12 protein-coding genes are annotated in these 13,312 nt (G+C 64.1%); 9 read left to right on the top strand and 3 right to left on the bottom strand.

The window, feature by feature from the left end:
* Positions 1-8: 8 nt before the first annotated feature.
* The gene (locus tag I1A62_RS03850; RefSeq protein ID WP_257890416.1) at positions 9-785 is read right to left on the bottom strand and encodes an ABC transporter ATP-binding protein; all 777 of its coding nucleotides are present in this window, start codon (positions 783-785) and stop codon (positions 9-11) included.
* 65 nt (positions 786-850) lie between these two features.
* A complete protein-coding gene (locus I1A62_RS03845) occupies positions 851-1,870 on the bottom strand; it encodes an ABC transporter substrate-binding protein (RefSeq protein ID WP_257890415.1) in 1,020 nt (339 codons plus the stop codon).
* 526 nt (positions 1,871-2,396) lie between these two features.
* Here I1A62_RS03845 and I1A62_RS03840 point away from each other — a divergent pair.
* The 5 genes from I1A62_RS03840 (at position 2,397) to I1A62_RS03825 (ending at position 6,344) form a co-directional block, all read left to right on the top strand.
* Positions 2,397-2,867 (top strand): nuclear transport factor 2 family protein, encoded by a 471-nt coding sequence (locus I1A62_RS03840; RefSeq protein ID WP_219454237.1) that lies wholly within the window; start codon positions 2,397-2,399, stop codon positions 2,865-2,867.
* Between the two features lie 414 nt (positions 2,868-3,281).
* Entirely contained in the window at positions 3,282-3,539 is a 258-nt protein-coding gene (locus tag I1A62_RS45850; protein WP_257890414.1) for a hypothetical protein, read from the top strand.
* 39 nt (positions 3,540-3,578) lie between these two features.
* Positions 3,579-4,529: a hypothetical protein gene (locus tag I1A62_RS03835; RefSeq protein WP_257890413.1), complete on the top strand. Its 951-nt coding sequence runs from the start codon at positions 3,579-3,581 to the stop codon at positions 4,527-4,529.
* A 156-nt stretch (positions 4,530-4,685) separates the two neighbouring features.
* A complete protein-coding gene (locus I1A62_RS03830) occupies positions 4,686-5,330 on the top strand; it encodes a TerD family protein (protein ID WP_219454235.1) in 645 nt (214 codons plus the stop codon).
* A 33-nt stretch (positions 5,331-5,363) separates the two neighbouring features.
* Positions 5,364-6,344 (top strand): IS3 family transposase, encoded by a 981-nt coding sequence (locus tag I1A62_RS03825; protein WP_374710669.1) that lies wholly within the window; start codon positions 5,364-5,366, stop codon positions 6,342-6,344.
* Between the two features lie 156 nt (positions 6,345-6,500).
* Here the strand turns inward: I1A62_RS03825 and I1A62_RS03820 are convergent, their stop codons facing one another.
* A complete protein-coding gene (locus I1A62_RS03820) occupies positions 6,501-7,895 on the bottom strand; it encodes an IS1380 family transposase (protein WP_219454231.1) in 1,395 nt (464 codons plus the stop codon).
* 204 nt (positions 7,896-8,099) lie between these two features.
* Between I1A62_RS03820 and I1A62_RS03815 the strand changes: the two genes are divergently transcribed.
* The 4 genes from I1A62_RS03815 to I1A62_RS03800 all read left to right on the top strand — a co-directional run bounded on the left by I1A62_RS03815 (position 8,100) and on the right by I1A62_RS03800 (position 13,173).
* On the top strand, positions 8,100-9,119 hold the full coding sequence (locus I1A62_RS03815; RefSeq protein WP_219454229.1) for a tyrosine-type recombinase/integrase: 1,020 nt from the start codon (positions 8,100-8,102) through the stop codon (positions 9,117-9,119).
* A 258-nt stretch (positions 9,120-9,377) separates the two neighbouring features.
* Positions 9,378-10,424, top strand: coding sequence for a tyrosine-type recombinase/integrase (locus I1A62_RS03810; protein ID WP_219455065.1), 1,047 nt, complete (start codon positions 9,378-9,380; stop codon positions 10,422-10,424).
* Complete coding sequence (locus I1A62_RS03805) at positions 10,421-10,756, top strand: helix-turn-helix transcriptional regulator (RefSeq protein WP_219454227.1); 336 nt, start codon at positions 10,421-10,423, stop codon at positions 10,754-10,756. The genes I1A62_RS03810 and I1A62_RS03805 overlap by 4 nt, the downstream gene beginning before the upstream one ends.
* Positions 10,753-13,173, top strand: a complete 2,421-nt coding sequence (locus tag I1A62_RS03800) for a hypothetical protein (protein WP_219454225.1) — start codon at positions 10,753-10,755, stop codon at positions 13,171-13,173. The genes I1A62_RS03805 and I1A62_RS03800 overlap by 4 nt, the downstream gene beginning before the upstream one ends.
* Positions 13,174-13,312: the final 139 nt, after the last annotated feature.

Raw genomic sequence — 13,312 nt, 5'->3', positions numbered from 1 at the left:
CACCATGCTCACGGCGCCTCCGTGTCCGAGCCGCCCATCGCGGCCCTCGCCTCGTCGCGGATCCTCGCCCATACGCGTTCGGTGATCCGTGCAGATTCAGACAAGCCCAGTACCGATTCGTCTCGGGGACGCGGCAGATCAACGACGATCTCGTCGACAATCCGTCCAGGCCGTGCCCCCATGACAAGGATGCGGTCGGCGAGCAGAACTGCCTCCTGGATCGAGTGCGTGATGAACAGGACGGCAGCGGACGATCGGTCGACGACCTGCATCAGCTCGAATGCCATCAGAATGCGGGTTTGTTCGTCGAGGGCACCGAAGGGCTCGTCCGCCAAGATCAGGTCAGGGTCGAGTGACAGTGCTCGTGCGATCGCCACGCGCTGTCTCATTCCGCCGGAAAGCTGCGGCGGATGGTGACGCGCAAACTGCTCCAATCCGACCGCGCGCAACAGCGCCCTGGCCTGTCTCCGGCGTTCCTTCTTGGGAACCCCACTCGCTTCGAGCGCGAACGCCACGTTGTCCTCGACTGTCCGCCACGGGAGCGTCGACGAATCCTGAAAAATGATGGAGGTCTTGCGACGAGGTCCCTCGAGCAGATGTCCGTTGACCGACACACTTCCTGCATCGGGAGCCTGCAGGCCCGCGACGAGCTCGAGCAGTGTCGACTTTCCGCAGCCGCTGGGCCCCACCACGGCAACGAACTCGCCCCGGTCGATCCGAACGTCGATCGGCCCCAAAACCCTGACAGCACCGAATCGGCGCTCGACGCCGCTGAGCTCGATCATCGGGCCTGCCGAGCTCGTGTCAGATGCCGGTTCCCGCCGGATGACCGCGCTCGCCGGTTGGGTGGTCATCGGCACGACTCCGGCAGGTGCGATTCCACATTCTCGGGTATGAACTGCGGGTCCAGCGCCTCGCAGTAGTCGACCGCATCGTGGGCACCGGTGATGGCGAACGCCTCGGCAGCAGAGGTCAGGGCGTCCGGATTGAACCCGACGCTCCACATCTGTGCGTCGACAGCCTCCTCGAGAAGCTCGGTTGCAGAACCAGGAGGGAGATCGTTGTACTCGGTGTACAGCTCAGCGGCCTTGCCCGGATTCTCGTTGATCCACGCAACAGAATCGGCATACCCAGCCACAACTGCCCGCACCACCTCGGGGTTCGTCCGCGCGTACTCAGGCGTCGTCGTAATCACCGATTGCTGGAGCCACTTGACATACTCAGCGGACGACACCACCCGTTCGAATTTGTCGCCCGACGACGCGGCCAGAGACGGCGGCACCACAGCGACGTCGATCGCGCCGGATTCAAGCAACGCCACTCCCTCCCCCAGTCCTCCCGTTGCCACATGTTCCACTTCGTCGGCCGGAATGCCAGCCGCCGCGGGAAGCATGTAGGTCATCGCTTGCGACGTTGATCCCGCCGTGCTGTAACCCCATTTGTGGATCGAATCGATTCCGGACACTCTCGTGTTGGACGCCACCTTGAAGAAATCCAGTCCGAAGGGACTCTGAGCACCGCCACCTACAACTGTGACCTCGCCGCCAGCCTTACGTGAATCGAACACCGAGCCCAAACCCGCTTCAGCGATGGGGATGTCACCGGCAAGCTGGCTACGGACAGTCTGCGACCCTCCCCGTCCAGCCACGATCTCGTCGACGATGACACCCCGATTCTCGAAGAACCCCTGGTCCTGACCGACCAACCACGGCACCGAGAACAGCTCACTGGGCGCCGTCACGACAACCGCGATGGCGACCGGATCGTCGCTCGCGCCGCCCTCCCCTATGCCACTCGCCGCGCACCCAGCGAGCACCACAAACGGAATCGGCATCAGCGACAGCATGCGACAGCGATAAGAGATCTTCATGAACGCTCCAGAACGAGTGAGGCCTACCAGTTGCCCAATAGGTTCTATTTAATGGAACAAAACTTTCGAATGACAAAACCGAGATTAAGGTGACTCGCATCACATGTCAAGCGTCACAGCCCAGTCGTCAGCTCCAGTTCACGTCCACCAAACGGCTCGCTCCCTCAGTCTCTGTGATCGGAACTTCCTACCTGCTCCAGGTCTCGGGATGCTCATTGCGGCAATGTGTTTCGGACCAGATCCACTGGGTTGCCGCACGAGTACAGCTGAGCGGCGCGTCCGATCCCCTGCGCAACGAGAGCGTCCGATGCCGATCCGATCCGTTCTCCGCATGCATCGCTCGACACCCGGTATTTGGACCCCTCGCCTCGGAGGGCGTCGATGATCGCGTTGACATACCGAGTGGCCCGCGCATAGGTTCCAAATATCGTGTCGAGACATTCGAAGTATGAAACCAAGATCTCACCCGAGACGCCCGAGCACCTCCATTAGCAGGTTCTACTTCTCCCATCCGGAAGGATCAATTGTGAACGCCGACAGCTTTATTGCCATTCAGAGTCTCATCGTGCGGTACTGCCAGGCGCATGATGCGCAGAACGCCGCGGCAGCTTCGGCATGTTTCTCGAAGGACGCCACGTACCTGGGATCGGGTCCCGGTCCGGAAGCGCTGCGAGAAGGCTTCCAGCGGGTCTACGAGACGCGCTCGGCGCAGAGGCGGCATGTCCTGACGAACTTCGACATTCGTTTCACCTCGAAAGATGCTGCCACTGTTGTCGCGATCGAGCAGATGTACACCATTGAAGACGGACACGCTGAGCTCACTTTGGTGGGCAGGTACTACGTCGAAGTCGTTCTCGAGGACAGTGAGTGGAAGATTCAGTTCCTCGAGCCACGAATGGACACCACCTTCGAGTTCGCCGACACCCCGCAACTCACCTGCAAGCAAGTCGAGGGTGAGGATGGGGACACCTACTACGTCCTGGTGCCATCGGCTTGACACCCACGCCGACGGTTCGCATCACCATAGCCCGTGCGTGCCGAGCGCCGAAGCGGGTCGTGGGCGGAGTCGAGTGATACCGAGGCTCCGGCAGTCGTTCCAATAGAGGCTCGTGGTAAGGCACGGGGTCAACGAATTCGGCGCACCGCCAACCCCGAAGAAGGAGCGCAGTTCTGGCCCGGGCCTACCCGGCTATGCGCCCCGGGCAACCACCCTTCGGTGGGCCCGGAGACCAGATGCCAACCGCATCGAGCATGCGGCTCGGCTGGACAATGCTGCCGCAGAACCGGAACAGGTCACAGCCCACTCGCGATCCGGCAAAGGGCACCGGCCGAGATCGCCACCGCATATCAACAGACCCCTTTCCGCAAGTCCGCGTTTTGCCGTCCAGTAGCCCGGCGGCAGGACCGAGAGATGACGGCGCTCGCTGAGGTTGGATCTGGAGAACTTTCCGTGAAGGGGCTGTGGGGCCGGGTCATTCGAGATGAAGACCTCATCCGGGCAACCCTCGACGATCAGGAACCAGCAGTCCAACTCACCCGAGGTTCCCACCGCCAAACCTACGACGAACTCACGACATTCAACGACGACCTTCGGGGACGACGCGATTGGACCGACGTCGATCTCGACGCGGCACTGACCGAGGAGCAACGTCAGGCATTCGAGTTGTGACAGCAGAAGCATCGTCTCACCTGGTCCACCTCCGACCTCGTGGCTGTCGGTGTCGTCGGGATGATGTGCACCTGGTTCGACGCCTCGATCGACAGCTCCATCCGAGATCGACTCACACTCCTCAAGTCCTCCGGCATCGTCAGTGGGTGGGAGAAGGCCGGCAAGCGACTGCCGATCGATTACATGGGGCCCGGTTTCGGGGGACGCGCGCACCGCATCAAAAGCGCCGGACATGATCTCGCGCGTCCGATCGAGGCGATCAAACAGATCATGGCGGGTGAATTCAGCGGCACCGCAGGGCATACCGGCGTCGCCAGCCGGGTCGTCGTCGGAGACAAGTTCCAGGATGTCGATTCCGCGTCAGAGGCGGCTCTGCGGTTAGCTCAGCATCTCCTTGCGGACGTGATCACCCCGATGAGTCTTCCGCTTCCCGGTATGTCCTTTCTCTACGAGAGCGACAGTAAAGCGCTGCGCGATTTCGCGCTCCACGCCTACAACGGTCTCAGTGCAGGCAGCGGATGGAACGTACGAAACGGTATCGCGTTACCTGCAATGACCGTCCTGGTCACAGAAATCTTGATACGCACCTACGTACACCTCGACGTCTACCAGCAAACCGGCACCGCTCGGTTGGATCCTCCACACACGCGCCGACGAAACGAACTACTCCTGGCGTCGCACAGCCTCATATCAGCCATCTCGCTGGGAAAAGTCGCGGCCCAAATCACCGCTCACTGTGTCGAGGGAAACTATGCCCGCGCCGTCCATCCCTCACACATCCGGCACGCCAACATTCCCGCCCTCCTCCGCGCAGGCACACTCGCCGGCACTGTCGTGAACGACGCCTACCGGGCCTCCGAAATACCCTCCGCTCGTTCATGGAACGACCTGATCTCCGCCACGGCACGACCATGGCAACTGGACCTCGTAGACGAGATCGAAACGCTCGGTCGTTCAGACGTCGCCACCGCGCTGACATTCCTCGACTAATCTCACACACCGAACTTCACGGCCGGCGAAGCCGTATTAATATCTTTTAGATCAGAGAACCACGCACGATCGCGCACCACACGGAACCGAAAAAGATCTTCAACAGTTTCCGAACTGCGCGACAACTGTCATCACCGTCACCACCGAAGGGGCCTCATGCACGACCAGTACCTGATCAAGGGCCAGAACATCACCCTTCCCGACGACATAGGCCAGATCGATGTCCTGATCACCTGGGAGGACTCCGCTTCCGGAGTCGACGCCTCAGCTCTGCTTCTCGGGGACGACAAGAAAGTCGCCTCCGACGAGGACTTCGTCTTCTACAACCAACAGGAATCCACCGACGGTTCCGTACGCTACCTCGGCCGCCGCGACACCGAATCCGGACCACACGAACGCCTCCTCGTGCACCTTTCCGCCGTGCCCACAGGCATCGACGCGATCGCCTTGGCGGGAAGTGTCGACAGCGGATCGTTCGGGGACCTCGGCAACCTCTCCCTCCACATACTCGATGCGTCCGGATCCCTCATCGCCGAACACGTCACCGCCGATGCGGACACCGAAACTGCGTTCGTCTTCGGTGAGATCTACCGCCGCGACGGGCGCTGGAAACTGCGAGCCGTCGGTCAAGGCTGGGCATCCGGACTGGCCGGCCTGGCCGAAGATTTCGGCGTCGACGTCAACGACGAAGAACCAGAACTCGCCGACCCCGCCACTGCTCCCACACCTCTCATCGCACCCACTGATGGGTCTATCTCGCAAAGGGTGTTTGGGGCTGCTGAAGGTTGGTTTGACTCCTAACCTCTGAGGATCGAACTGATCTTCGGTGCAAGGATGAGACCTATGCCCAAGCCCTATCCCGCGGAGTTCCGGCGCGACGTGGTCGCGGTCGCCCGCAAGAACGAAGCCCCGCTTTTTCAGATCGCGAAAGACTTCGGCGTCAGCGAGGCGACACTGCACAATTGGCTCAAGAAGGCCGACATCGAGGACGGAATTCGCCCTGGCGTCACCGACGGCCAAGCTTCCGAGATCCGGGCGATGAAGCGGCGGATGCGTCTACTCGATCGAGCAGGAAAGCGAAGTGCTGCGCCGCGCTGCGGCGTATCTATCGCAGGCGAACCTGCCAAAAAACTGATGTATCCGCTGGTCCGTGAACTGGCTGCGACCGACGCCCCGATCAGGGTTCCCGTCGCGGTGACCTGCCGGATACTGGGTTTTTCGAAACAAGCGTTCTATCACTGGCTCCGAGAGCCGGTCTCGGATCGAACGTGGGACGAGGCGCATCTGATCAACGCCGCCTACGACATCCACGCCGACGATCCGGCCTTCGGGTACCGGTTCATCGCCGATGAGCTCGCCGAGCAAGGATTCACCGCGAGCGAGCGGCGGGTATGGCGTCTGTGCTCGCAACACGAACTGTGGTCGATGTTCGCCAACAGACGTGGTCGACGCCGCAAGGCCGGCCCACCGGTCCATGACGACCACGTGCAGCGAAAGTTCACCGCACCACGACCAAACCAGTTGTGGCTCACGGATATCACCGAACACCGCACGGGCACCGGGAACTTGTACCTGTGCGCGATCAAGGACGTATATTCCAACCGAATCGTCGGATATTCCATCGATTCACGGATGAAAGCCTCACTCGCGGTCTCGGCGTTGCGGATGTCGATCAGCCGACGCGAACCTGAAGGGACAGTGGTTCATTCAGATCGCGGCTCGCAATTTCGTTCGAAGAAGTTCGTCCGTGTCCTGGCCGACAACGGCCTGGTCGGATCGATGGGGCGTGTCGGAGCATGCCTGTTGACCGGCTAATCCTGAATCCGTGGATAGCTGATTTCGGTCGGATTCGTTTGTGATGCGCACAGGTGATGCTGTTCGGGGTGTAGTTGATCTGCTGACCTGGTTGTCAGCTCATCCACGTTCGTTGTGTTCCTGGGGTTGGGGCCGGTGCGGCCTGTGTGTCGAGGGTCAGGCTGCTTGGGGTGGCGTGTAGTCGATGGTGTTGTCCCAGAGGGATGTCCAGTGGGCTTGTCGTGGCCAGTGAGCTGGCAGGTGGAGCACGGGTTTGCGTGCAGGTCGGGCGAATCGGGCGGGAACGTTGACCAGATGCCGGCGCAGCGTGGCGCCTCTGGCGACGGCGTGGCGGCCGCCGGCGAGGGTGCCGGCAGCTCGCAGCAGGTTGTAAGCGATCGCCGCGCAGAGCACCCAGGCGCTGTTCGCGCCGAAACGCCCCGACGGGATGTGAGCGAGTGGTCCGTCGATCAGGTCCGCGAACACCGTCTCCACGATCGCGTGCTTGCGGTGCATGATGTCGGCGTCGACGGTCGACAGGTCGGAATTGGTGAGGAACGGGTGGTACCGCCAGACGGGGAAAAGCGCGTCCGGGTAGTTCGCGTCCTTGACCCGGCGCACGATCAGGCGGGCGGTGACCCGGTGGCGGCCGGAGAACGCGGTGTACGACACTTCGGCCACCTCGGCGTCGGAGATCAACTGCCCGGTGTCGGGGTCGGTGACCGCACCGGGATAGTGCACCGGCATCCACTGCTGCTCGTCGATGCTGGCGATGGCCCGGGTGATCCGCGGATTACGGGTCATCACCAGGGAGAACTCGATACCCGCGGCGACCGCGGCACCGACGACGGCCTTGTTGCCGAACGCCGAGTCGCCGCGGGCCATGATTTTGCCCGTCGCGCCGCAGGCACGAGCGGTGGTGATCGCCGACCGCAGCTGGGAGGCGGCGCCGCGCCCGGATCCGCTCTTGCCGGCCCGCAGCCGCATCTCCGCGACCACCGGCGCCGCCTGCGCGGTGGACAGCGTCGTGACCAGCGGCGACAGTCCCTTGCGGAGTAGGGCGCGACCGGCGATCTTCGCGTGCCCGTAGGACGCTCCTTGTTTCTGGTGCCCGTAGACCGGACGCAGCAGCGAGTCGATGTCGAGGGACGCCCGCTCCTCGATGCCCGGCAGCAGGGGTGTTCGGGCGGCGAGGCCGATCAGGTGCCGGCGCAGTACCGCCCCGAGCTGCAGGCTGTGGCCGTAGGTGAACTCGCGCAGGAAGATCCCCAGGGTCGAGGGCGCGTAGACCTGATCGAACAGGGCGGGCATCCCGCCGGCCCGGAGCAGGTTCATGTCGTCGATGACGTCCGCTCCGGTGCACATCCCGGCAATGATCGAGGTCAGTTTCCCGACCGGGTTCGCCGCGCCCGAGGCCACCCGCGTGGAGGTGAGGTCGACATGGGCGTCGATCAGCTCCGACAGGCCGGCCTGTTCGGCGAGTTCGAGGACCGGGACCAACCCTGCCGCCGACACGAGATTCATCTCATCGATGACAGCGGACCCAGCCGTGAACGTGTGCGATGATTGCACTGAAAGTGCCCTTCCGTATGTGGACAATTGTGACGTGAGAATCTTGATTGTCTCACTACGGGAGGCGCTTTCGTCATTCACACGCCGCTCCGGCCGGCGTCGTCTCCACGGATCCAGGCTAATCCACCGGATCGTTACCCATGAATCGACACGCCGTCGGTGGAAATGCTTGACCAGCATCGACGGTGGCGTTACACCTGTCTCATGACGAATCAGCTCACGCTGCGTCTCGAGGCCGGCGCCGAGGTCGGTTGGATGTTGTCCGGGCCCGGTGCCGACAACTACCCGTTGGTCAACGAGTATCTCGGCTATCTCGCCGACCGAAACTATTCACCGCGCACCGTGCGGGCCTACGGCTACGATCTCCTCGCGTTCTGCCGCTGGCTCGAATCCCAGGACTGCGCCCTCGAATCAGTTACGACCGGAACGGTATTGGACTTCATGCGGCATTGCCGCGAGACCTCGATCGAGGGACGTCCCGCGAACGTGCTGTCGATGACTGGCACACGTCTCGACCGCTACTCCGCGACCACCATCAACCATCGGCTCGCCGCCCTGACCGGGCTGTTCACCTTCCGCACGCTGCGCGAACCGGACCTGCGCAACCCGATACCCAGCAGACGTGAAGCCCGCCGAGTCAGCGCCGAGGAACGCAATGGTCTGCTCGGCCACCTGGTGCGACCGAAACGCCGATCGGCCCTGCGCCTGCGAGAGCCGCGCCGGTTACCGCGGTCTCTGGATCGCCGAGAAACAGCCGACCTGCTCTCCAGCCTGCGAACGTGGCGGGACCGATCGATCGCCGATCTGATGTTGCTGTCCGGCTTACGATCCGGGGAGATACTGACCCTCGACGTCACCGATATCGACATCGGCGCCCGCTGGATACGAGTACTCGGCAAAGGCGCCAAGGAACGCCGGGTTCCACTCGATGTGGAGGTTGCCGGTCTGACCCAAACGTATCTGCTCACCGAGCGGCCCGAATCCCCGAGTGCCCGCTTGTTCCTCGTCGCCAAAGGCCCGAACCGGGGGCTGCCGTTGACCCCAGCCGGGCTCCGGACCATCTTCCGCTACCACCGCCTCAAGTCGGGAGTCCCCGCGGGGCACCCGCACGCACTGCGTCATACCGTCGGTACCGCGATGGCCGAAGCCGGTGTGGATCTGGCTGTGATGCAAGCGCTGCTCGGGCACGCGCACGTCGACACCACGGCCCGGTACATCCATTAACCCTCGGGAATTGCATCAGATGGGTGCGTTTCCACAGGTCACCTGCTGACCGCCCGACGGTAACAGTTTCGCGGGTAGGCCGGACACGCCGCTTGAGCTGGGACGCTTGCCCAGCGACTCCGTTAGATGCATGATTCATGCGCTGGAGGGTCGCGGGTGGATCGTGGTCAGGAGGCGGCGTTGAGGCGTGGTGATCTGGCAGGTGCGGCACATCTGGAGTTGGTTTCTGGAGTGGCGCAGCTGCATCCGGAGGATGCGATGTTCGAGGCGATGCTGCGTGGGTGGCGGGCCCAGCAGACGGCGCGAGGGCTCCAGGAGGGGACGATCGCGCCGCGGGAACGGTTGGTGCGCCGGTTCATCTCGTTCACCAACGAGTATCCGTGGCGATGGGGTCCGGCGCATGTGGACGAGTGGTCGCTGTCGATGACCGGTGAGTTGCAGCTGGCGCCGTCGACCATCCGGGGTTATCAGACGGATCTGCGGTTGTTCAGCGAGTACCTCTGCGATGGCCGCTACGGGTGGATTGCGGCGTGTCAGCGGGAGTTCGGGCCGCAGGTGCATCCGGTGGCGATCGTGCACGAGTGGAACACCATCGCGCACCTGAACAGCTACGAGGGCCGGCCGGAGGCGCGCCCGTTCACGCGGGAGGAGCTGCAGCGGTTCTTCGATTATGCCGACGACCAGGTGGAGCGGGCAGTGCGGGCGAAGCGCAAGGGTGCGCTGGCCGCCTACCGTGATGCGACCCTGTTCAAGGCCGTCTACGGGTGGGGACTGCGCCGGACGGAGACGTCCAAGCTGGATGTGGTCGATTTCGGCCGCAATCCGCACGCACCGCGGTTCGGTCGTTACGGCATGCTCAACGTCCGATACGGCAAGGCGAAGAAGGGGCAGCCCCCGCGGCGGCGCAATGTGCTGTCGGTGATGGACTGGGCGGTGGAGGCGGTGGCCGATTACGTGGAGAACGTGCGCCCGCGATTCGGGTTCGACGACCATCCGGCGTTGTGGTTGACCGAACGTGGTGGCCGGATCAAGCCGGTGGAGATCAACGCCCGTTTCGTCGCTTATCGTGACGCCTTGAAATTGCCGAAAGCGCTTGTACCCCACTCTATTCGTCACTCGTACGTGACCCATCTCACGGAGGATGGGGTTGACCGCCGGTTCATCCAATCGCAAGTCGGCCACGAATGCGACGGTTCCACGGCCATCTACACTCACGTCAGCGACGATTTCATGAATACCGCTCTACAAAAAGCCCTTTCACCGTTGTTTGGTTCTACCGACCCCGCACACGAGGACCGCACGTGACACCGAAATTGGACTACCGCTGGAATCTACGCGCGGTGATGGCCGAGCGCGGGATGTTCGCTACCACCGACTTGATCGAGCCGCTCGCGGCACGAGAGATCGTGCTGTCGTCGAGCCAGGTCTACCGGCTCGTCGTCGAACGCCCGGAACGATTGAGCCTGAAGGTGCTGATGGCACTTCTGGACATCCTCGACTGCGGGATGGACGACCTCATCGAACCCGTCGCGGCGGCCTCGGCCGCCACCAAGCGCAGGAAGGTCGTTGGCGGCGACGCCGGAGTTGGGGACCTGCGCCCGAAACGAGCCCGGGTCCGCGACACCGGTCACCGGTGAGCACTGTGGATCCGAGGCGGGTGATCAGTGATCCGGTCGGGCTGATCAGCGATTTGGTCGCGGAAGCCGACCCGGGCCTGGACCCCGGCCGGGCCCGAACGGTGGTCGTCTCCACCGTCGGGGGCCGGGCGAAATCGCGGCGGATCGCCGCGGCGCTGGTCGCGCGGCCCGCGGTGTTGGCCGACGGGCGGTCCCCGGCACCCCGCGCGATCGGGGATCTGCTGTTGGCGTTGCGCAAGGCCGGGGCAACCGCGATCGCGGCGCCCTGCTGCGCCGATTGCGGAAAACAGCTGCGCACCCTCATGCGTCGTGGACAGCACTGGTACTGCAGTGTCTGCGAGCAGAACACCGCAGCCTGCGCCGGTTGCGGGAACCTCAAACAGGTTCGGTCACATGACCGCGACGGGCATCCACGCTGCGCCCAGTGCCCGGACCCCGACGATCGTGACCCGATCGCGGTCATCCACGCCGCCGTCGCCGCACTCGATCCGGCCGTCCCGCGTGATGCCATCGCTGGTGTTCTCGACCGCTGCTGTCGTCAGCGCGGCTACCAGCGGCGGGTGGCCTGGGCGTTGGAAGCCGACCCTGCCCTGCTGACCGGCGAGGGGCATCGTGCGCCGCTGCGAGTGATCCCGCGGCTCGTCGAGCACCTGCACGCGAGCGGCGTCCGCGGAATCGTGCTGCCGACCTGCCCGGGCTGCGGCCGGCAGGTCCGCATCGACAAGCCCCTGGACGGTCAGCGGGTCTGCCGCACCTGCATCGCGCACTCCCGCATCGAAGAATGCGCTCGCTGCGGCGCCCGCCGCGAGCCGGTCAGCAGGGACGAGCACCGGCGCCCTATCTGCGCCAACTGCTTCTGCACCGACCCGGCCAATCTGGAGATCTGTCTCGGCTGCGGACGCCGACGTCCGGTCGGGCGGCGGACCACCGACGGACCGCTCTGCCAGACCTGTCATACCCTCCCGATCAGGACCTGCTCGATCTGCGGCGACACCACACCCTGCGGCATCTCCAGGCGCACCGGCCGACCATGGTGCCCGACCTGCCAACGCCGAGCCGCGGACTGCGCTCGCTGCGGACGCCACACCGCGATCGCCGCCGGCACCCTCACCGAGCCGCTCTGTGACAACTGCGCACCACCACCCGCCTGGCGGGACTGCCCCACCTGCAGCGACCCCGACCACCCCACACCGGGCCGCTGCGGGAAATGCTTGACCAATCAACGCCTCTACCAGGTCATGGGTCCGGTCACCGCCGATATGCCACCCGGTCTGCTGGCGCTGCGACACGACATCGCCACCGCCGAACACTCGATCACCGCACAACGCTGGCTCACCAAACAACCCGTCACCACGGTCCTGTCCGACCTCGCCGCGGGCCGCATGCCCCTGACCCACGCCGCGTTCGACACCCTGCCCAGACGTCCCGCCACCGAGTATCTGCGGCACACCCTCGTCGCCGTCGGCGCCCTGCCTGAGCGTGACGAGGAACTCGTGCGGCTGGAACGAACAATCTCCGAGTTCCTTGCCACGCAGCAGAATCCGGAATGGAAGAAGCTGCTGCACCGCTACCTGGTCTGGCATCTGCTGCGGCGGCTGCGCACCCGAAACAACGGACGTCCCACCACCCGGCAGCAGATGCTGCGCATCCGCAGCCACGCCCGCGCCGCCGCCGGGCTTCTCACCTGGCTCGACACCCGCGGACTCACCCTGGCCAGCTGCGGCCGGACCGACCTCGATCAGTGGATCACCGATCCAGCCGGCGGCTACCGCTACGAGACCGGAACCTTCCTCCGATGGGCCTATGCCAGCAAACTCACCACCGCCTACCTGCCGGCCCGGCGCTGGAATGGCCCGGCCAACCCAATCGACGACGACAACCGCTGGACAACGGCCCGAACACTGCTGCACGACAACACTATCGACTCCGTCGACCGCCTCGCCGGCCTGCTCGTTCTCCTTTACGCCCAAGGTTCTTCCACGATCGCCCTACTGACCGTCGATCAGATCTCGATCACCAACGACAACGTCCACATCAGCTTCGGCCGAACACCGATCCGGCTCCCCGAACCGGTCGATGACCTGGCCCGGACCGTGTTCGCCACACGCAAAGGCCACGCCACCATCGGCGCCACCACTCCGTCGCGCTGGCTATTCCCCGGCGGTCAGCCCGGCCGTCCGATCAGCGCCCAACGACTGAAGCTGAGACTGAACCAGCTCGGCATCCGACCTAACCAGGCACGCAGCACCGCACTGTTCGGCCTCGCCACCCAGATCCCCGCAGCCATCCTCGCCCGAACCCTCGGCATCAGCGTCAGCTCCGCCGTCCGCTGGCAGCAGATTTCCGCTGGAGATTGGACCACCTACGCCGCCAACATAGCCGACAGGAGGGGGCATTCGGACAGTTGTGATATCTGACGTCACCATTTTGACACCCACCCATGTCAAGGCGGAATACGATGCAGCCCGCACCCGCTTACGCACCCGCAGCTGAGAGTCCGGCGGACATCTACGCCGCCTACCTGGTCCACCTCGAACGACGCGGTCGCGGCAACAC

Source organism: Rhodococcus sp. USK10 (assembly GCF_019378875.1).
Classification (GTDB): Bacteria; Actinomycetota; Actinomycetes; order Mycobacteriales; family Mycobacteriaceae; genus Rhodococcus_F; species Rhodococcus_F pseudokoreensis.
This window is presented reverse-complemented; position numbering and strand designations above follow the sequence as displayed.

Coding starts and splice junctions, on each gene's coding strand:
- I1A62_RS03830 (WP_219454235.1), top strand. CDS start 4,686: ATGCACGACCAGTACCTGATCAAGGGCCAGAACATCACCCTTCCCGAC.
- I1A62_RS45850 (WP_257890414.1), top strand. CDS start 3,282: ATGACGGCGCTCGCTGAGGTTGGATCTGGAGAACTTTCCGTGAAGGGG.
- I1A62_RS03815 (WP_219454229.1), top strand. CDS start 8,100: ATGACGAATCAGCTCACGCTGCGTCTCGAGGCCGGCGCCGAGGTCGGT.
- I1A62_RS03825 (WP_374710669.1), top strand. CDS start 5,364: ATGAGACCTATGCCCAAGCCCTATCCCGCGGAGTTCCGGCGCGACGTG.
- I1A62_RS03810 (WP_219455065.1), top strand. CDS start 9,378: ATGTTCGAGGCGATGCTGCGTGGGTGGCGGGCCCAGCAGACGGCGCGA.
- I1A62_RS03850 (WP_257890416.1), bottom strand. CDS start 785: ATGATCGAGCTCAGCGGCGTCGAGCGCCGATTCGGTGCTGTCAGGGTT.
- I1A62_RS03845 (WP_257890415.1), bottom strand. CDS start 1,870: ATGAAGATCTCTTATCGCTGTCGCATGCTGTCGCTGATGCCGATTCCG.